We start from the raw sequence: 19,196 nt of genomic DNA on the forward strand, positions 1-19,196 counted from the left end.
ATTTTTCCTTTTTATTGGCCGTTTTTTATAAAGTTAAGTGAGCCTTGAACTGAAAGCTCTGAGCACAATGTGTCAAATTCTTCTTGTAACGTCATAAGGTTAACGTCTGAGCTGACCGCAGCGGTAATCGCGATGTGAAACTGGTCTTGTTCTGTTTGAACTTTGTCTTTCGAAATAGTTTGAGCGCTCAACGAAGACATACCAATTGCTCTGTCGGCAAAAAATTGCGTAAAGCTTTCCGTCAGCCCAGGTTTATCCGCCGATTCAACAAACAGCTCTAACGTGTATGCGTTATCTTGTTGTGAATGAGTAGATGTACGCTTCATCATGGTAATGAGATCATGTTGCTGGCCTAAAAGGGGCAAAGTGGTTTCCACTTTTGTGATCCCAGCATTGTTTCCTGATAAAAGCATGATTAGGGTGAATTCATTTCCCAAAAGAGCAATGCGACTGTCAACAATATTGCATCCTGATTGGGTTACCAAATGAGCCACTTTATTGCAGACTCCTGGGCGGTCTGTCCCTACCGCAGTGATTACCAGATGTTGAGTCATTTTATCTCTTCTGCATTGTTATCATTATTAATGAGATAGCTTAGCACAGATAAATTCGCGAAAAATGTCAATCAGTTCGAAAAAATTTAACTTTTGATTGTTATTTGTACAAATAGCAAGTGGTTAGTTTTATGGTCAGTCGTACTCTGCCGAAGTCAGAAAACACCGTGTAAGTGGTCAAATTAGTAGCATGGGTGATGAAGCTACAACATCTGATAATTATTCACCTATTTAAGACATTTAAGCGAGATTATTCCCTTGTGTTTTTGTAGCGCCTTACATACCATGCTGAGAGTAACAAATTAAGGGAGAAAGACATGTTTTCAGGAAGTATCGTAGCACTTATCACACCGTTTAATCTTGATGGCGAAGTAGACTACGTAAGCCTCAAGAAATTGGTGGATTACCATGTAGAAGCCGGTACAGATGGAATTGTTGCGGTCGGTACTACAGGTGAGTCTGCCACGTTGACGGTAGAAGAACATGTCAAAGTAGTAGTGAAAACGGTTGAGTTTGCAGATGGTCGTATCCCTGTTATTGCGGGTACTGGCGCGAATGCCACTCATGAATCGGTCACGTTTAGCCGATTGCTAAACAACTCTGGTATAGCGGGTTGTTTAAGTGTCACCCCATACTACAACAAACCGACTCAAGAAGGTTTGTTCCAACACTACAAAGCCATCGCTGAAGAGAGCGATGTTCCGCAGATCTTGTATAACGTACCTGGTCGTACCGCGGTAGACCTATTCCCAGAGACAGTGGCAAGACTTTCTGAGATCGAAAGTATTGTTGCACTCAAAGATGCGACGGGCGATCTCAGCAGAATTGCAAAACATCGTGAACTTTGTGGCGAAGATTTTATCTTACTAAGTGGTGATGACTCTACGGGGCTCGATTTTGTTAAAGCGGGCGGCCAAGGTGTTATCTCTGTAACTAATAATATCGCTGCAAAAGACATGGCGGATATGATGAAGTTAGCTCTAGAAGGTAACTTTGACGAAGCCGCAGTGATCAATGAGCGTCTTATGACGCTACACAAAAACTTATTTGTTGAATCTAGTCCGATTCCAGTTAAATGGGCAGCACATAAAATGGGCTTAATTGCTCACGGTGGCCTTAGACTGCCGCTGACCGAGTTGTCAGACAGTGCTCGTCCCGTTGTGGCTAAGTCAATGACAGAAGCCTGTATTTACTAAGATAGCGACTGTGTCGGGGCAACTCGGCAAAGATGTACTCAGGAGTATCAATGAAACTTGCACCCCAGCTAGTGGTTAGCTCACTGGCTGTTTTCGTTTTATCGGCTTGTTCAGGAGACGCGTCGCAGCGTCGACAAGCGAAAGATGATTTTGAATATCTAAACACACCGCGTATGCAGGAGTGGAGCACAATAGATGGCTCCCAGCCTCAGTTTTATCCTAATTTCCAAATTCCGTCAGGGGATTTCCAAGGTGGCATAGGTGCAGAGGTCGATATTCGACCACCTCAACAAGTACTGGAGTTAATTCCTGGTGCTCGTGCTGAAAAGAGCAATGGTGAAGTAACACTGTGGCTTTTGCGCGAACAAGAATTGGCAAAAGTTTGGAGCACAGCTCAGACCATGTTGCGGGAAAATAGCATTTCTATCCGCGAAGAGAGCCCTAACCGTATAGAAACAGGTTGGGTTGGCTGGCGTTCTGAAGATGAAGACGGTGAGATTGGCAGTCGCTATGAGATCACTAAAGTCGAAGCGAATAATCGCTATGGCTTTAAAATATCTCTAATCGATTGGCGTGAAGGTGGGCGTGACAAGCCAGTAACTTACACCAATAAAGAGCGTTACAACGCTTTGATGACTAACTTGGTTACTGCGCGCTATGACTTAGATCTGCGTTTAGAAGCCGAGCGAAAAGCACAAGAGTTGGTGAAACAGATCCCAATTACTATGGGCAGCGATAGAAGCGGCTTACCTGTTATCATTGCTCGCACTCCATACAATGTGCTTTGGCAACGTCTGCCAACATTGTTACCAGCGCTTGGTTTTGCTCTAGAAGAGAGAAACCAATCACAAGGTACAGTAAAAGCGAAATACGCTTCTCCAGACGATGAATTCTGGGAAGAGGTTGGCGTTAAGCGATTGAGCTAAGCTCTGGTACGTATACCTTCCTGTTTGGTGATTTGGGTAACCGTACCTCAATCAACATTACTGATGCAGCAGGCAAACCAGTGGAAGAGTCGTTGCTGAAAGATATGGTTCCAGTATTGTCCGCGTTGGCAAATAAAGAGTAATAGCTGGGATACAAGCTCCAATAAGCAAAAAGCCGCCAGATTACTGGCGGCTTTTTTACATCTAAAACGGCTCTACAGAACCATTGCGGCAATCCAGCCAAAGACGATTAATGGGATGTTGTAGTGGATAAAGGTTGGAACTACGGTTTCCCAGATGTGCTCGTGTTGACCGTCGGCATTGAGACCTGACGTTGGACCCAACGTGGAGTCTGACGCAGGGGAGCCAGCATCGCCCAGCGCGGCAGCGGTACCAACAAGGGCGATGGTTGCCATTGGAGAGAAGCCAAAGGCCGCAGCCAGTGGAACGTAAATCGTGGCGATGATTGGGATAGTAGAGAAAGATGAGCCAATACCCATAGTCACCAATAAGCCAACGATTAGCATGAGTAAAGCAGCAAGGGGCTTGTTGTCACCAATAGAGATAGATAGCGATTCAACTAACGTTTCTACACCACCTGTTTGCTTCATCACTGCGGCAAAGCCTGCGGCCGAAATCATGATAAAGCCAATCATTGCCATCATGTGTACACCTTTTGTGAACACGTCATGGGTTTCTTTCCAAGCGATTACTCCGCCAAACGTAAAGACCATAAAGCCAGCAAGACCGCCAACAATCATCGAACCAGTGGCTAGCTGAACCGCCAATGCAACCACAATACCAGCAGCGGCAACCAAGATGTTTTTCTTGTTGATGCTAGACGGGTTTTCTTCAACGTGGGTAAGTTCTGTCTCTTTGTACTCGCGTGGTTTTCTGTAGGTGAAGAGAATCGCAGTGGCTAAGCCAAAGATCATTCCCGCAGCTGGGAGTATCATTGCGGTAGGAACTTGGCTAGCGACAACATTGTCTAGACCGTTGTCGTGCAGGTTCTTAAGCAGGATGTTGTTTAAGAAGATACCGCCAAAACCGATGGGTAGAACCATATATGGTGTGATCAAACCGAAGGTAAGAACACACGCTACCATGCGGCGGTCAAGGTTCAGTTTAGCGAAAACCCCCAATAAAGGTGGGATCAGAATAGGGATAAAAGCGATGTGTACAGGAATGACGTTCTGAGATGACATAGTGACTAAAATTAGCGCGACCAATACCGCGTATTTCATGCCAGTTGTCGCCGTTTGGCTATCTTTGCCGTGAATGCGCTTGATAACAGATTGGGCTAGCAGATCTGTTATCCCGGAACGAGAGATTGCAACGGCGAATGTACCAAGCATTGCATAACTTAGCGCTATTGTGGCGCCGCCACCTAGACCGCTTTCAAAAGCGGAAACCGCCTCATTTAAACTCATGCCGGAAACTAGACCACCAATGATGGCGCTGAATGTAAGGGCAACGACCACATTCACACGCATCAGAGCCAGTACCAGCATGATACATACAGAAATGACTACAGGATTCATAACTTACTCGTTAGTTGTGTTTACTTATATCCAACGAAAATCGAAGCGCTTAAGTAAAAAGTGGTTATTTAGCCAATCATTTCACTGCAAAAAATAGTGAATCGACGGTTTTAAAAAGCAATCGACTTGAGCGATGTTCGTTTCGTTGGGATTGTTATTACTGTTCTTCTGGAACCAGCGGCCAGCCGCCTAGGGCTTTCCACTTGTTAACAATGCCACAGAACAGTTCTGCCGTTTTTTGTGTGTCATATAAGGCAGAGTGGGCTTCTTTATTGTCGAATTCCATCCCAGCAGTTTTACAGGCTTTGGCAAGAACGGTTTGCCCATAGGCCAGTCCACTTAATGTCGCGGTATCAAAGGTTGCAAAGGGATGAAACGGGACTCGTTTTAACTTGCTGCGCTCACTTGCCGCCATAACAAAGCTGTGATCAAATGTCGCATTGTGAGCGACCATGATAGCTCGACTACAATCAGCGGCTTTTTGCTCTTTGCGAACAAGCTTATAGATCTCTTTGAGTGCTTCAGATTCGGTGACTGCGCCGCGCAGTGGGCTAAATGGGTCGCGAATACCGTTAAATTCAAGAGCTTCTGGCTCCAAATTTGCACCTTCAAAGGGTTCAACATGAAAGTGAATCGTTGAAGCAGGATGCAGGTTGCCTTCGTCGTCCATGCCTAAGGTAACGGCACAGATTTCTAAAAGGGCATCTGTTTTAGCGTTGAAACCAGCAGTTTCTACATCAATTACTACTGGAAAATAGCCGCGAAAACGTTTTTTTAACGTCAAAGCTTCGTTTTCTACTGTCATGTTGTCTAAATCTAGTGAGTTAAGGCCACATTATTGCAGATTATGAATAGGAGAAAAACTCTTTACCCAAATTAAAGCAGACATATTTCCCAGCTTCTGGCTAACTTTTTGCATACGCTAATAACGACTGAGGTTTGCGGCAAAAAAACGCCGTGCCAAGTGATACTAAACGAGATGAGTATTGATGAAGAATAAGTTTGCCACTATTGCCACATTAGTTAGCATTACCGTGTCCATGCCTTCGCTGGCGATGGAGAAACGCTATGTTGCTACACCAAATCAATCCACGTGGCAGATGGTTTCGAATACGCCGTTAGAGTGTCGTTTAGTACACCCAATACCCAACTTCGGCGATGCTGTTTTTTCTTCAGCGGCAAGCAAAAAAATCAACTTGGATTTCGAACTCAAAATGCGTCGCCCGATGGGGGCAACCCGAGACGTCAGTCTGGTTTCTCAACCACCGAGTTGGCGGCCTGGTGATTCTGCGGACCGAATGACCAACCTAAGGTTTTTTCAACAGTTTGATGGTTACGTCGGAGGTCAGACTGCGTGGAATATTTTAAGTGAATTGGAAAAAGGTCGGTACCCAACATTCAGCTACCAAGAGTGGCAAGATAGAGATCAGCGCATCGAGATTGCACTGTCGTCGGTGCTGTTCCAACCCCAGTACAACGTTTTTAGCGATTGTATTGCCAACTTACTGCCTTACAGCTTTGAAGATATCGCCTTTACCATACTGCATTACGACCGCAGCAGTGTAGAGTTAAACAAGGCGTCCCAAAAGCGTTTGGCTCAGATTGCCGAATACATCAAACACAATCAAGATATCGACTTGGTGCTGGTCTCTACCTATACCGATGCAGAAGACAGCAAAAGCGCTAGCCAAAGCTTATCGGAGCAGAGAGCAGAAGTATTGAGAAAGTATTTCCAATCGTTAGGGCTACCTGAAGACAGAATTCAAGTACAAGGCTTTGGTCGAAGACGTCCTATCGATGACAATGCTTCTCCGATAGGTAAGGATCGAAATCGACGCGTAGTGATTTCTTTAGGTCGGACTCAAATCTAAAAAAAACGCCAGCATAAGCTGGCGTTTTTCTTTCTTGTTCTGAACTAGTTCAGTTTAAACTTGGCAATCATATTGCAGTTTGTCGCGGTGTCAATGTCTTGAACCATACGAGCGATCTTTGGATTTGGATGACGCTTCATAAATTCAAGAAGTGCCTTTTTACAACAACCCATAGAGTCAACAAAAGCTTCACAAGTGGTATTTGGACATTGTGGAACTAATGTGAGTACGCGCTCAGAAGCGAGTTTTAAATACTTGAGCTCGTATTGGGTGTCGCCAACGCTTCGCCAGAAAGAGGCGAGGTTATGGCATGAAATCACAGAGATCATCAAACGATCGTCAACCGTGTGTTCTTCAGAATCACCGATGCGCTCACTTAACGTAAGAGCTTGTTGGTAGTGAAGAATACTGCGTAAATGATCGTCTTCTTTAAGGGCGATATCAGCCAGTATTGTATGTTTCTCCCACTCAGCAATGCCCATGGCGTAAAGTCTCCTAGATAGCAATTACTCGCAAGAGTAAATGATAATAATTATCGTGTAAAGTTAAAAATATGGGACGACAATCGCCATCCCATATTTTATGTAACTTAATGAAAGCTGTATTGGTACTTTTTGAGAGTGATTTAGCCTTCTAGCCCAGCAGAAGCGTGCTTATTTTGAATCAGCTCAATCATATATCCATTGGGATCTTTGACGAAAGCGATATGAGTGGTGCCGCCTTTCACAGGGCCCGGTTCACGAGTCACGTTCCCGCCTGCTTGCTTGATGGCGTCGCAGGTTGAGTAGATGTCGTCAACACCAATTGCGATATGCCCAAATGCACTACCTAGGTCGTAATCGCTAACTCCCCAGTTATACGTGAGCTCGATAACCGCACCTTGAGATTCATCGCCGTAGCCAAGAAACGCAAGTGTGTATTTGTACTCGGTATTCTCGTTGGTCCTCAATAATTTCATACCCATAACCTGAGTATAAAACTCGATAGATTTATCTAAATCTCCCACACGGAGCATAGTGTGTAGAATACGTCCATTTGACATAGTTGACTCCAAGGTTATTGTTTTAGTTGATTAAATCATCTCTCAATGTCAGTAGACGAATATGAGCCGACAATCTAATATTTTATACCTGATTCCCGTGAAGCGCGGTTGAGTCTAAAAAGTTCTTTTTCTTTTTGAGTTGTTTTCTCTTTTCTTTCTCTTTAATCGCTTCTTTGATAAAGCTTTTACGGCCGTATCGGCTGGTGATAATACAGTTGTCTATATCGAAGCCTCTGGCAGGACAATACTCTCTTCCGTAGTAAATGATTTGAAGGTGGAGTTGATTCCACTTCTCTTTAGGGAATAGTCGTTTTCCATCTCGCTCTGTTTGCTCAACACTTTTCCCGTTAGAAAGGCCCCAGCGATACATTAGGCGATGAATATGCGTATCAACAGGGAAGGCTGGGACGTCGAATGCTTGAGCCATTACCACAGAAGCTGTTTTATGGCCAACACCGGGCATGGCCTCTAAGGCTTCAAAATCTTTAGGAACTTCACCGCCATGCTGCTTAATAATCATGTCGGATAGGTGCCAAATACCTTTTGATTTCATGGGTGATAAACCACAAGGTTTAATGATTTCCTTTATTTCTTCGATGGTGAGTTTCACCATGTCATAAGGGTTATCAGCGCGAGCAAATAGCTTAGGTGTGATCTGGTTTACGCGCTCATCGGTGCATTGCGCCGAAAGCAATACAGCAATCAATAGAGTGTACGGGTCTTTGTGATCAAGTGGGATAGGGGCTTCTGGGTAGTATTCATCAAGTATTTCGATAATCGCTTGGACTTTTTCTTGTTTGGTTATGCTTGTACTCATGCTATACACCTTGAGAAGTTTTATTCTGCCACCCGAAAACACGTCGAGCTTGTGTGGCGCTGTCTTTGACTAAGTGAGGCTGCATCTGGTCGTTTGATTAAAGGACTTTGGCACCCTTCGATTTTATATTGTTATTGATTGGTCACTCTTGCCCTTTCTATAGAAGGCTTTTTCTCTTTTGGTTGACGGAGTTGCATCTGCTTATCGATCACGTTTTTAGCTGCGATCATCAGGCCGACACCAATAAACGCACCCGGTGGAAGTAGTGCAAGTAAAAAGCTACTCTCGACCTCAAAGACTTGAATTCGTAGTGCTGTCGCCCAGTCGCCTAGTAATAGATCCGCGCCGTCAAATAGAGTGCCATTGCCAATGATTTCTCTCATTGCTCCCAAAACCACTAAAACGGCCGACATGCCAATACCCATCCAGAAGCCATCTTGTGCCGAAGGCAGTACATCATTCTTTGAAGCAAATGCTTCTGCGCGACCGATGATAATACAGTTAGTCACAATCAATGGGATAAAGATCCCGAGTGAAAGATAAAGGCCGTATGCATATGCGTTCATTAGCAGTTGAACACAGGTTACCAAAGAGGCGATGATCATTACAAATACTGGGATGCGCACTTCTTTGGGCACGTAATCTCGCACTAGAGAAACCGTTACGTTAGAACCAACCATTACGAGCAAGGTCGCAATACCGAGGCCTAGAGCGTTAGTAACCGTTGACGATACCGCGAGCAATGGGCACAAGCCAAGTAGCTGTACTAGGGCTGGGTTGTTGTCCCACAATCCATTTTTAATCAATGTTTTATGATCACTCATCGCTTCCCCCACAGTTTCTCGGTTGTGTCAGTATAGTATCGATATCTCTATTCACTAAAAGAGCAGAGTTCTTAACGGCCTTTACAACAGCTCTAGGTGTAATGGTTGCTCCAGTAAACTGATCGAATTGCCCGCCATCTTTGCGGACATTCCAATCGGCTAGGTTTTCTTCACTGACCCGTTTTCCCGCAAAGGTGAGGATCCAGTCACTTACTCTTAAGTCTATTTTATCACCTAGTCCAGGAGTCTCTTTGTGCGCCAATACCCGAGTTCCGGTAATTGTCCCGTCTAGGGTTAGCCCGACGATAAGCTTGATAGTACCGTTGTAACCATCTGGGGCGATCGATTCGATAGCCAAAGCTGTGGGCTGACCATCTTTGGTTGCAATATAGGTCGGCATAGGTTCACTGGTGCCCAAAAGCTCATCAGACACCAGAGTACAACTTTTATACAGACGGTTATCATGCATGGAAGGTGCGATTACCTGATTAAGTACAGATAGCAATTGTGCTTGCTCTTGTTCTTGAATCGTATCTTTGGTTAAAAAGTTTGTAAAAGCGACTAAGCCAGTGGAAGCACATGCAAACAAAGCGAGCGTCGCGCCGTTCTTTTTAATTGCGTTTAACATTTCGCTCCTCAGTGACCGTAAGTTCTAGGTTTGGTGTAGTAATCGATTAAAGGTACACACATATTCGCTAGCAAAACAGCAAAAGCGACGCCATCGGGGAAGCCTCCCCAACTGCGAATGACAAAAACCATCAGACCGATAAAAGCACCAAAGATAAGTCTACCTTTAACTGTTGTCGAGGCAGAAACTGGGTCGGTTGCAATAAAGAAAGCACCGAGCATCGTCGCTCCAGAAAACAGGTGTAGCAATGGACTTGCGGTCTCTCCCGGTGAGAAGAGTGCAAAAAGTCCACTGACCACTAAAAGTGCAGCAAGCATGCTCGCAGGTATGTACCATTGGATAATGCGAAGTTTAATTAACAATAATCCGCCAACCAGATAGGCGAGGTTCACCACTCCCCACCCTATACCGGCGAAGGCTCCAAATTGCGGTTGAGTTAAAATTTCAGAGCTGGTATACCCTGCGCGTAAAGCTGTTTTAAATTCATCAAGTGGCGTTGCCATAGTAATGCCATCTATACCTGAACGTACCTGTTGTAGGGATAGACCGTCAATATTGTAACCACCAAAAATTAACGCAAATGAATCTGCCATCGTTACGGGGGCTGCTTGTAAATCGATGGGTGCCATCCAACTGGTCATTTGGACTGGAAAAGAGATAAGCAGTACAACATAAGCAGCCATAGCAGGATTAAACAGGTTTTGCCCTAAGCCACCATATAAATGTTTGGCTATTACGATAGCGAAAAACATACCTATCACTATCATCCACCACGGAGAAAGAGGAGGTATAGCAACCGCCAATAACCAAGCGGTGACCATAGCGCTGTGGTCTTTAAGAGCGAGGGTAGGTTTTCGACCACGCAGTAACATAACACCCGCCTCAAAAGACCAAGCGAGGATCACTGCTAGAAATAGCTGAATTATCGTGCCAAGTCCAAAATAATAACTTTGAGCAACTAGACCGGGCATAGCGCAAACCATTACCCATTTCATTAGGTCAGGTGTGCGCTTCCTGCTATGGGCATGCGGTGAGCTGGCAATAAAAAAGGCCACTACTCTTTCTCCTCAAATTGAGTATCTGCTTGATTTTGTTTGTTCTGAGCCGCTTTACGTGCCTTGGCTCTGGCAATAGCAGCGGCAACGGCCGCTTTTTTCGGATCTTCACTTGCTCAGTAGGCGCAGGCTCTTCAACTGTTTCGCTTTGCTGCTGGGCGGCTTTGCGCGCTTTGGCTCTGGCGACAGCAGCGGCAACGGCATCCTGTTTTGAGTTGCCTGATGTCTTTTGATTGTTATCGGTTTGAGTTGTTTCAGAGGCAGCTGATTGGTCAGCCTTACGCGCTTTAGCCCTTGCAACAGCAGCGGCAACAGCGGCCTTTTTATCTTCCTTGGACTCGGGTTGTTGATCAGTTTTAGCGGCTTTCTTTTCTCTCGCGAGTCGCTTTCTTTCTTCGCGAAGTTTGGCCATTTCACTGTTGTCTGGCGTTTCTTGACCAGCTTTTGCGGCAGCCGCTTGTTTCGCTTTCGCTTTTGCAATCGCGGCTGCAACAGCGGGTTTGACTTCACTGCTTGCTGGCTCTGATTGTGCTTTTTGAGCTTTGACGCGGGCAATTGCCGCTGCGATGGCATCATCACCACCTGAGTCTTTCATCTCTTTGCGTCGGTTATCTGCCGCTTTTTTGAATCGATTCTCTCTTTCTGACTTATCGCGTTCTAGTCTTGCTTTCTTCTCTTCAAATCGAATCTTTGCTCGCTCAGCAGCTAACGCTTCTTCGGTCCGAGTTCTTATCTCTGCTTTCGCTTGACGATAGTATTGAACAAGCGGGATCTCACTTGGACATACGTATGCACAAGCACCACATTCAATACAATCTTTGAGGTTCAACTCCTCACATTTATCGTACTCTTGCGCTTTAGCATGCCATTGCAACTGTTGGGGCAGTAGCGACGCTGGACAAACTGCTGCACATTCACCACATCTTATACAGGCCATTTCGCTATCGGAAGAGGCTATTTCATTGCGACTTGGCGCTAAGATACAGTTGGCTGTTTTTGTGATAGGAACTTGTGCGTGAGGTATAGTAAAGCCCATCATAGGACCACCCATAATCAAGCGCTGCAGTTTTTTATCGGCTTGGTAGCCAAACTCGTTCAACAGGTCTTGTACTGGTGTTCCAACCAGAGTCCATACGTTTTGGGGCTTGTGGAAAGAGTTACCTGTTAGAGTCACTATGCGTTGAATGAGAGGTTCACCATCTATTACCGCGCGTTTGATTGCGTGTAACGAACCCACGTTTTGAACAAGTAGACCGATATCTGCTGGAATACCATTTTTAGGCACTTCTTTGTTCGTCAGTACCTTGATTAACTGTTTTTCGCCACCGCTCGGATATTTAGTAGGGATAACTCGAATTACAATGTTTTTGTGCTCGGCAGCTTTGTCTAACGCTGCAATCGCTTCTGGCTTGTTATCCTCTATACCAATAACGGTGAGCTGAGGTTTGAGAATATGTTCAACTATCTCTATGCCTTGAATAATCTCTTCAGCATAGTCACGCATCAATACATCATCAGCAGTGATATAAGGTTCACATTCAGCGGCATTGACAATCAAAATCTCGGTGCGGGCAAGGCCTGTCTGGATTTTTTTTGCCGTAGGGAAACCCGCTCCCCCCATTCCTGAGATGCCAGCTTGGCGAATCACCTCTATCAACTCTTCGGGAGAAGACTGGGTGAAATCTTTTATAGTTTTTCGTTCTACCCAAGTGTCTTGGCCATCGGGTTCAATCACAATACACATTTCAGTTAATCCTGAAGGGTGTGCCGTTGTTCTTGGCTCAACCGCGATAACCTTTCCCGATGTTGGGGCGTGAACTGGCAGGGTAAAACTAGTATCGTACTTGGTTAGAGCTTGTCCTTTGAGCACGTGCTCGCCAGTCTCTACCGTGAGCATGCCCGGTTTACCAATGTGTTGTTTAATGGGTAAAACGATTTGCTTTGGAACGGAAGCCGTCGCGATACCAAACTTAGTTGATTGGTGCTTGTTTTCAGGCGGATGGATGCCTCCAGGGAAGTCCCAGAGTGCGCCATTTTTGATTTGTTCGATTAGTGGCAACATACCAGTCCTCAATTCACGCTATTCTGCTTAGCAGCAGTATCGGTAATATCAACAACGGGAATAGCGTTCATTTGCCACTTCCAGCTAGCTGTGGTTTCTTCCACTGGGATCATTTCTATACAGTCTGTCGGGCAAGGGGCAACACATAAGTCGCAACCAGTACATTCATCTTTGATAACCGTGTGTAGTGCTTTGGTTCCGCCAACAATGGCGTCAACAGGACAAGCTTGTATGCATTTAGTACATCCGATACACATGTCTTCGTGGATAAATGCTACGGTCTTTACATTGCTGTCAAGATCGTGAGCAGATTCTGTCGCTTCTACACCCATTAGGTCTGCGAGTTTTTCAATCGTTGCTTGTCCTCCAGGGGGGCACTTATTGATCTCGTCACCGTTGGCAATCGCCTCGGCATAAGGGCGACAGCGGGATAACCACACTGACCACATTGAGTTTGCGGAAGAATGCTATCAATTTGCTCAACGATAGGGTCGCCTTCGACTTTAAATCGAATCGATGCAAAGCCTAATACTGCCCCAAAGATCGCGGCTAAGGCAGCTAGGGCGAGGATTGCTATTAAAATGGCACTCATGGTTACTTCACCAATCCAGTAAAGCCCATAAAGGCGAGTGACATTAGGCCTGCGGTGATCATTGCAATAGATGCGCCTTTAAATGGAGCCGGTACATCCGCAGCAGCAATTCTTTCACGCATTGAAGCGAACAAGATCAAAACCATTGAGAAACCCACAGCGGCACCAAACCCATAGACAATGGACTCGATAAAGTTGTGATTTTCATTAATGTTCAAAAGAGCCACACCAAGTACAGCGCAGTTGGTTGTGATCAATGGCAGGAATATGCCCAATAGGCGATATAGTGTCGGACTGGTTTTGTGGACTACCATTTCAGTAAACTGAACGACTACTGCAATAACCAATATAAAACTCATGGTACGCAGGTAGCCCAGACCCAATGGGGTCAAGATATAGGTTTCAACCAGATAGGCGCTAACGGAGGCTAGCGTTAAGACAAAAGTCGTCGCTAGCCCCATCCCAATTGCAGTTTCCAGTTTTTTGGATACGCCCATAAACGGACATAGGCCCAAGAACTTCACCAGTACAAAGTTGTTAACCAGCACAGTGCCGACCAACAACAAAAAATATTCGGTCATAATTATATATTTTCGATGTTCCGATCCCGATATTATCCAGTTTTGCCGCCTTAATAACAACCAAGGAAAGCTAAGGTTTTATATTCTTGAATAAAAATTATACGTAAGGGTTCCACATAAAGGGTAGTCAAGATAAGAATTTCGAAGATGAACTAACCTCAGAGAGGGAGAAGAGGGTATGCGCGGAGATTTTGTTCATTGTTTAAGACTAGGATTATACTAATTTTTGAAGCAATGAAAGGCTCCGCGCGAGTAGATGCCATTTCAATTATTTAACTCTGATTAAACTGCCTGAATCTGAGTGGTTGAAAGGCTTACCGTAGACATGTAATGCGGTAGTTTGTGAGTACTTCAAACGGTCTGTTTCACTTAAATCTAAAGTCATAGTGAAATCGATAGTTGTATCGTGTTGCGTCATGTATTTGCTTTCAGCAATTCCTCGTTTCTGAGTTTTAAACTCGATCACTTCTCCAGCTTTTCCTTCCGCTACAACACAAACCGCTCTGGGAATACAGTACGAGTTATAAACCAGTTGGTTTTCTTTATCGTATATTAGGTATCCTCGCTGGTCATGAAACTTAGCATCATCGCGCTTTCGAAACACTTCTTGCTCGTAGTACAGCGCTACAAGATATTGGTCGCTCGCATTTTTTGCGTCGGCAGCAGGTTTGAAAGTGATAGTTTCATAATAAGGTTCGACGGCGATACCACCTTTTCCTATTTCTGTCCCTGCTTGGCCCGGAGCAACATCTACCCCTCCAGTCTGATCTGATTTCCAGTTACCGACTAGCTTGGCGAGTGGGCCAAAATCTAATCCGTTGATTATTGTTGAATCTTGTGCCGTTGCATATGGGCTTGTTAAGAGGAGAATTAAACATATAACATTTTTCATTTGGCTTCCTTTTGTGGATTGAGCCAGAAAATCTTGATGATAATTTGATTATTAATTAATGATTGGGATCAAATTTGATCTTAAAAAAAAGGTGTTAGTGGGTGGAGTCATTGTCTTTGGGACCCCTTTGGTACTGAGGTCTTGAAACCAGTTTGCACGAGTAGCAAAAATTGGAAGAGGTGTCTTAGGCAGTTTCCGACAAATTGTATGCCTAAAAGATATTGAAGAGGAGCGAGATGAGAAGCTTTACCTAAAATTGGTTAAAATTTCTGATGTGCCAAAACGAGAAAAGCCCAGTCTTGCGACTGAGCTTTTTGAATTTGGCTCCCCCTGCGGGACTCGAACCTGCGACATACGGATTAACAGTCCGCCGTTCTACCAACTGAACTAAGGGGGAATTGCTTTAAGCGGAGCGAATCTTATCGACAGGCTTATTACTTGTCAACAATTTAACAGCGATAATTTTAGATATTTTTTAAAGAAAAATGCTTTACTTTTTTCTAGCCCTTGGCGCTTCTGGGCTAGTTTTACTTATCCACCAAAATTGTGGATAAGTGTGTTAATTAAACTTGAGCAAAGTGAATAAGTAAAACATGAACAAATATCACACATATAGGGTGTTGTGTTTAACATGTTGTTATTCATAAAGAAATGCTATGTAATCTACAGCGTTTTGCGTTTAGGCGGAAAATAAAAAAGGTGAGATAAATGGGAAATAGAGCAAAAAATGTGAATAAGATGTGATTAGTTTTTTGCTGTTTTTAAGGATGGTTTCCTCAGGTGGGCAAGTACTATAACAAGATAGAAAGCAGGGATCTACCTCAATCGACAATATAAATGAAAAAACAGAGATTAATTTCTATTAGAAAGTTGTTTCTGTATATATATACAGGCACAATAAAGTGTTTTAGCAGCAACCGCAGAGGAAAATATGAGTAAAGTCTTTGATCTCGTTTCCGACTACCAACCGTCAGGTGATCAGCCAACGGCCATTCAGCAGTTATTAGATGGTTTAGACTCCGGTCTGGCTCATCAAACACTACTGGGTGTTACGGGGTCGGGGAAAACCTTTACTTTAGCTAACGTTATTGCCCAAGCCCAACGGCCTGCGATATTGCTTGCTCCAAACAAGACCTTGGCCGCACAGCTCTATGGTGAAATGAAGGCTTTCTTCCCAAATAATGCCGTTGAATATTTTGTCTCTTATTACGACTATTATCAGCCAGAAGCTTACGTACCGACCACTGATACCTTTATCGAAAAAGACGCGTCGGTGAACGCTCATATCGAGCAAATGAGGTTGTCTGCAACAAAAGCATTGCTTGAAAGAAAAGACGCTATCATCGTTGCCTCTGTTTCGGCTATTTATGGTTTGGGCGACCCTCAGTCCTACTTGCAAATGATGCTTCATATCCGTCGCGGTGATGTGATGGATCAAAGAGATATTCTTCGTCGATTGGCAGAACTTCAATACAGTCGCAATGATGTGGCCTTTGAACGCGGTCAATTCAGGGTTCGAGGAGAAGTGATTGATATCTTCCCTGCTGAATCTGATCAGGAAGCGGTGCGCATTGAGATGTTTGATGACGAAATCGACTGCATTAGCATCTTTGACCCATTGACTGGTGCCGTTTCACAGCGCGATGTTCCCAGATACACGGTTTATCCTAAAACGCACTATGTCACGCCAAGAGAGCGAATTTTAGAGGCGGTGGATTCCATCAAAGAAGAGTTGGCTTCTCGACAAAAGCACTTGCTAGATAACAACAAGCTTTTGGAAGAACAGCGCATTAGCCAGCGGACACAGTTCGATATTGAAATGATGAACGAACTCGGGTTCTGCTCGGGTATTGAAAACTACTCTAGATACCTCAGTGGTAGAGGCGAAGGTGAGCCGCCTCCGACTCTATTCGATTATTTACCTCATGACGGACTGCTAATCATCGATGAGTCTCATGTTACCGTTCCTCAAATAGGCGCTATGTATAAAGGGGATCGCTCCAGAAAAGAGACACTTGTGGAGTTTGGTTTTCGGTTGCCATCAGCTTTAGACAATAGACCTCTTAAGTTTGATGAGTTTGAATCCCTTGCACCTCAAACCATTTTTGTCTCTGCGACGCCGGGGAACTACGAGTTAGAAAAGTCAGATGGAGACATCGCAGATCAGGTAGTAAGACCGACAGGGTTGCTGGATCCGGAGTTGGAGGTTAGGCCGGTAGCGACTCAGGTAGATGATTTACTGTCTGAGATACGAATCCGTAGTGACAAAGACGAGCGAGTCTTAGTTACGACCTTAACTAAACGCATGGCTGAAGATTTAACTGAGTATCTTACTGAGCACGACGTTAAGGTGCGCTACCTTCACTCTGATATTGATACCGTTGAACGTGTAGAAATCATTAGAGATTTGCGTTTGGGTGAGTTTGACGTGCTGGTGGGTATTAACTTGCTTCGAGAAGGTTTAGATATGCCCGAAGTCTCACTGGTGGCAATTCTAGATGCAGATAAGGAAGGTTTCCTGCGCTCTGAACGTTCGCTGATCCAGACTATAGGCCGCGCAGCTCGAAACGTGTGTGGTAAAGCTATTCTCTATGCTGATCGAATCACTGGCTCTATGAAAAGAGCAATGGATGAGACCAACCGACGCAGAGCGAAACAGGAAGAGTACAACGAGGAAAAAGGTATTGTTCCACAGGCACTTAAACGCAACGTGAAAGATATTATGGAGCTTGGTGATATAGCTAAATCCAAAAAGTCGAGAACGTCAAAACAAGTGCCGCTATCGAAAGTTGCCGAGCCTTCTAAAGATTATCAGGTATTTACGCCTCAGGAATTGGAAAAAGAGATCGCTAAACTCGAAGCGCAGATGTATCAGCACGCTCAAGACTTGGAGTTTGAACAAGCTGCGGCGAAGCGCGATGAGATAGAAAAGCTACGAGCGCAATTTATTGCGAATAGCTGACCAGTGTAATTGGTCTAACGTTCAGGCAAAAAAAAGCCAATAACAATTAGTTATTGGCATCTATTTGTGAATACTAAGTTCACTAACAACGTCAGTTGGCTAGGTGACCCCTAAGGGTCACTAGAACACTACGCATAATACGTGCCATAATTTACCCACCCAAAATTGGGGATTTAGCGCCAAATACATAATATTTGCGCTTAGAGTTTGCAAAATGCAATGCGCAATGCAATCATTTATACAAATTGCAAACTTTTTTTGGCTAGGTTATGCAACCAACAACGGACACTCAAAAGAACCGATACTTGTTGATGGTAGAAGATACAGCGTCAGTAGCGGCTTTGTACCGCTCCTACCTGACACCATTGGGTATCGATATCAATATTGTGGGAACTGGACGAGATGCGATTGAAAGTCTATCGCTCCGGGTTCCTGATCTTATTCTCCTCGATCTGCGTTTACCGGATATGACGGGCATGGATGTGCTTCACGCAGTTAAAGAAAAAAAACCTGAAGTGCCGATCATCTTTATGACGGCTCACGGCTCTATAGAAACGGCGGTAGAAGCGATGCGCTATGGCGCGCAGGACTTTATGATTAAGCCTTGTGAAGCTGACCGTCTGAGGGTTACGGTAAACAACGCCTTGCGCAAAGGCCTATTGGATCCCGATGCGGACAGCAAAGGTTACCAAGGCTTTATCGGCAGTAGCTTACCAATGCAGGCGGTGTATCGAACGATTGACTCTGCTGCCTCCAGTAAAGCGAGTATCTTTATCACCGGAGAAAGTGGTACTGGTAAAGAAGTGTGTGCAGAGGCGATTCACGCTGCTAGCAAAAGAGGTGACAAACCTTTTATTGCGATCAACTGTGCTGCCATTCCAAAAGATCTTATCGAGAGTGAACTCTTTGGTCACGTCAAAGGTGCGTTTACCGGAGCGGCAACAGACAGACAAGGAGCTGCCGAGCTTGCTGATGGCGGCACGCTGTTTTTGGATGAGCTCTGTGAAATGGACCTAGATTTACAGACAAAGCTATTGCGGTTTATACAAACGGGTACCTTTCAGAAAGTAGGCTCTTCAAAAATGAAGAGTGTTGATGTTCGATTTGTATGTGCGACTAACCGAGATCCTTGGAAAGAAGTTCAAGAAGGCCGATTTAGAGAAGACTTGTATTACCGACTCTACGTGATCCCTTTGAACTTACCTCCTTTGAGAGAACGAGCGGAAGATGTCATAGAAATTGCATACTCTTTACTCGGCTTCATGTCTAAAGAGGAAGGGAAAGACTTTTCGCGTCTCTCTCCTGAAGTGATAGAAAGGTTTGTTCAATACGAGTGGCCTGGTAATGTGCGTCAACTTCAGAACGTATTGAGAAATGTCGTTGTACTGAACAATGGCAAAGACATCTCCTTGAATATGTTACCGCCACCTCTAAATCAGCCGAGTACCCGATTGGTCAGTGACATGACTAACCACAAAGAACATATTACGGTACATGATATTTTCCCGTTGTGGCTGACTGAGAAGAATGCAATCGAGCAAGCAATTGAAGCTTGTGAAGGCAATATACCCAAAGCAGCAGGCTATTTAGACGTTAGCCCTTCAACGATTTATCGCAAGCTACAAGCTTGGAACGAAAAGGAAGTGCAATAAC

At 44.6% G+C, this 19,196-nt stretch carries 16 protein-coding genes, 1 tRNA gene and 2 pseudogenes; 5 read left to right on the forward strand and 14 right to left on the reverse strand.

Annotated elements, in window-relative coordinates:
* Window positions 1-11: 11 nt before the first annotated feature.
* Window positions 12-554: a glycine cleavage system transcriptional repressor gene (locus BLO31_RS12930; protein WP_070967194.1), complete on the reverse strand. Its 543-nt coding sequence runs from the start codon at window positions 552-554 to the stop codon at window positions 12-14.
* Window positions 555-871: 317 nt separating this feature from the next.
* Here BLO31_RS12930 and dapA point away from each other — a divergent pair, with 317 nt between their 5' ends.
* Complete coding sequence (dapA, locus tag BLO31_RS12935; RefSeq protein ID WP_070967197.1) at window positions 872-1,750, forward strand: 4-hydroxy-tetrahydrodipicolinate synthase; 879 nt, start codon at window positions 872-874, stop codon at window positions 1,748-1,750.
* Window positions 1,751-1,800: 50 nt separating this feature from the next.
* Window positions 1,801-2,819: pseudogene (bamC, locus tag BLO31_RS12940) on the forward strand (outer membrane protein assembly factor BamC).
* A 72-nt stretch (window positions 2,820-2,891) separates the two neighbouring features.
* Here bamC and BLO31_RS12945 read toward each other — a convergent pair.
* Window positions 2,892-4,217 carry a Na+/H+ antiporter family protein gene (locus BLO31_RS12945; RefSeq protein ID WP_070967201.1) on the reverse strand — a complete coding sequence of 442 codons (1,326 nt, stop codon included), beginning with the start codon at window positions 4,215-4,217 and terminating at the stop codon, window positions 2,892-2,894.
* 157 nt (window positions 4,218-4,374) lie between these two features.
* A complete protein-coding gene (gene rnt / locus BLO31_RS12950) occupies window positions 4,375-5,022 on the reverse strand; it encodes a ribonuclease T (RefSeq protein WP_070967204.1) in 648 nt (215 codons plus the stop codon).
* Between the two features lie 235 nt (window positions 5,023-5,257).
* Between rnt and motY the strand changes: the two genes are divergently transcribed.
* The gene (gene motY, locus BLO31_RS12955; protein WP_425425298.1) at window positions 5,258-6,088 is read left to right on the forward strand and encodes a flagellar protein MotY; all 831 of its coding nucleotides are present in this window, start codon (window positions 5,258-5,260) and stop codon (window positions 6,086-6,088) included.
* 44 nt (window positions 6,089-6,132) lie between these two features.
* Here motY and BLO31_RS12960 read toward each other — a convergent pair whose 3' ends face one another.
* The 11 genes and pseudogenes from BLO31_RS12960 to BLO31_RS13010 form a co-directional block, all read right to left on the reverse strand.
* Window positions 6,133-6,570, reverse strand: coding sequence for a DUF2753 domain-containing protein (locus tag BLO31_RS12960; RefSeq protein WP_070967213.1), 438 nt, complete (start codon window positions 6,568-6,570; stop codon window positions 6,133-6,135).
* A gap of 143 nt (window positions 6,571-6,713) precedes the next feature.
* Window positions 6,714-7,130: a lactoylglutathione lyase gene (gene gloA, locus BLO31_RS12965; protein ID WP_070967217.1), complete on the reverse strand. Its 417-nt coding sequence runs from the start codon at window positions 7,128-7,130 to the stop codon at window positions 6,714-6,716.
* Between the two features lie 82 nt (window positions 7,131-7,212).
* Complete coding sequence (gene nth, locus BLO31_RS12970; protein ID WP_217495127.1) at window positions 7,213-7,947, reverse strand: endonuclease III; 735 nt, start codon at window positions 7,945-7,947, stop codon at window positions 7,213-7,215.
* Window positions 7,948-8,078: 131 nt separating this feature from the next.
* Window positions 8,079-8,771, reverse strand: coding sequence for an electron transport complex subunit E (locus BLO31_RS12975; protein ID WP_070967221.1), 693 nt, complete (start codon window positions 8,769-8,771; stop codon window positions 8,079-8,081).
* Window positions 8,764-9,399 (reverse strand): electron transport complex subunit RsxG, encoded by a 636-nt coding sequence (gene rsxG, locus BLO31_RS12980; RefSeq protein ID WP_070967224.1) that lies wholly within the window; start codon window positions 9,397-9,399, stop codon window positions 8,764-8,766. Before rsxG ends, BLO31_RS12975 begins: the two co-directional genes overlap by 8 nt.
* Before the next feature lie 8 nt (window positions 9,400-9,407).
* Window positions 9,408-10,454: an electron transport complex subunit RsxD gene (gene rsxD, locus BLO31_RS12985; protein WP_070967227.1), complete on the reverse strand. Its 1,047-nt coding sequence runs from the start codon at window positions 10,452-10,454 to the stop codon at window positions 9,408-9,410.
* Window positions 10,417-12,516 carry an electron transport complex subunit RsxC gene (gene rsxC / locus BLO31_RS12990; protein ID WP_139159005.1) on the reverse strand — a complete coding sequence of 700 codons (2,100 nt, stop codon included), beginning with the start codon at window positions 12,514-12,516 and terminating at the stop codon, window positions 10,417-10,419. The genes rsxD and rsxC overlap by 38 nt, the downstream gene beginning before the upstream one ends.
* 8 nt (window positions 12,517-12,524) lie before the next feature.
* Window positions 12,525-13,108: pseudogene (gene rsxB / locus BLO31_RS12995) on the reverse strand (electron transport complex subunit RsxB).
* Between the two features lie 2 nt (window positions 13,109-13,110).
* A complete protein-coding gene (gene rsxA / locus BLO31_RS13000) occupies window positions 13,111-13,689 on the reverse strand; it encodes an electron transport complex subunit RsxA (RefSeq protein WP_070967230.1) in 579 nt (192 codons plus the stop codon).
* 268 nt (window positions 13,690-13,957) lie between these two features.
* Entirely contained in the window at window positions 13,958-14,581 is a 624-nt protein-coding gene (locus tag BLO31_RS13005; protein WP_070967233.1) for a heme-binding beta-barrel domain-containing protein, read from the reverse strand.
* 321 nt (window positions 14,582-14,902) lie between these two features.
* Window positions 14,903-14,978 (reverse strand) — tRNA-Asn (locus BLO31_RS13010).
* A gap of 534 nt (window positions 14,979-15,512) precedes the next feature.
* Between BLO31_RS13010 and uvrB the strand changes: the two genes are divergently transcribed.
* Window positions 15,513-17,543, forward strand: coding sequence for an excinuclease ABC subunit UvrB (gene uvrB, locus BLO31_RS13015; RefSeq protein WP_070967236.1), 2,031 nt, complete (start codon window positions 15,513-15,515; stop codon window positions 17,541-17,543).
* Between the two features lie 269 nt (window positions 17,544-17,812).
* Entirely contained in the window at window positions 17,813-19,195 is a 1,383-nt protein-coding gene (gene luxO, locus BLO31_RS13020) for a quorum-sensing sigma-54 dependent transcriptional regulator LuxO (protein WP_070967239.1), read from the forward strand.
* Window position 19,196: the final 1 nt, after the last annotated feature.

This window comes from Vibrio sonorensis (genome assembly GCF_001854765.1).
GTDB classification, from domain to species: Bacteria; Pseudomonadota; Gammaproteobacteria; order Enterobacterales; family Vibrionaceae; genus Vibrio; species Vibrio sonorensis.

What these genes read in the sequence shown, in the direction of transcription:
- BLO31_RS12930 (WP_070967194.1), bottom strand. Translation starts at nt 554, where the DNA reads ATGACTCAACATCTGGTAATCACTGCGGTAGGGACAGACCGCCCAGGA.
- dapA (WP_070967197.1), top strand. Translation starts at nt 872, where the DNA reads ATGTTTTCAGGAAGTATCGTAGCACTTATCACACCGTTTAATCTTGAT.
- BLO31_RS12945 (WP_070967201.1), bottom strand. Translation starts at nt 4,217, where the DNA reads ATGAATCCTGTAGTCATTTCTGTATGTATCATGCTGGTACTGGCTCTG.
- rnt (WP_070967204.1), bottom strand. Translation starts at nt 5,022, where the DNA reads ATGACAGTAGAAAACGAAGCTTTGACGTTAAAAAAACGTTTTCGCGGC.
- motY (WP_425425298.1), top strand. Translation starts at nt 5,258, where the DNA reads ATGCCTTCGCTGGCGATGGAGAAACGCTATGTTGCTACACCAAATCAA.
- BLO31_RS12960 (WP_070967213.1), bottom strand. Translation starts at nt 6,570, where the DNA reads ATGGGCATTGCTGAGTGGGAGAAACATACAATACTGGCTGATATCGCC.
- gloA (WP_070967217.1), bottom strand. Translation starts at nt 7,130, where the DNA reads ATGTCAAATGGACGTATTCTACACACTATGCTCCGTGTGGGAGATTTA.
- nth (WP_217495127.1), bottom strand. Translation starts at nt 7,947, where the DNA reads ATGAGTACAAGCATAACCAAACAAGAAAAAGTCCAAGCGATTATCGAA.
- BLO31_RS12975 (WP_070967221.1), bottom strand. Translation starts at nt 8,771, where the DNA reads ATGAGTGATCATAAAACATTGATTAAAAATGGATTGTGGGACAACAAC.
- rsxG (WP_070967224.1), bottom strand. Translation starts at nt 9,399, where the DNA reads ATGTTAAACGCAATTAAAAAGAACGGCGCGACGCTCGCTTTGTTTGCA.
- rsxC (WP_139159005.1), bottom strand. Translation starts at nt 12,516, where the DNA reads ATGTTGCCACTAATCGAACAAATCAAAAATGGCGCACTCTGGGACTTC.
- rsxA (WP_070967230.1), bottom strand. Translation starts at nt 13,689, where the DNA reads ATGACCGAATATTTTTTGTTGTTGGTCGGCACTGTGCTGGTTAACAAC.
- BLO31_RS13005 (WP_070967233.1), bottom strand. Translation starts at nt 14,581, where the DNA reads ATGAAAAATGTTATATGTTTAATTCTCCTCTTAACAAGCCCATATGCA.
- uvrB (WP_070967236.1), top strand. Translation starts at nt 15,513, where the DNA reads ATGAGTAAAGTCTTTGATCTCGTTTCCGACTACCAACCGTCAGGTGAT.
- luxO (WP_070967239.1), top strand. Translation starts at nt 17,813, where the DNA reads ATGCAACCAACAACGGACACTCAAAAGAACCGATACTTGTTGATGGTA.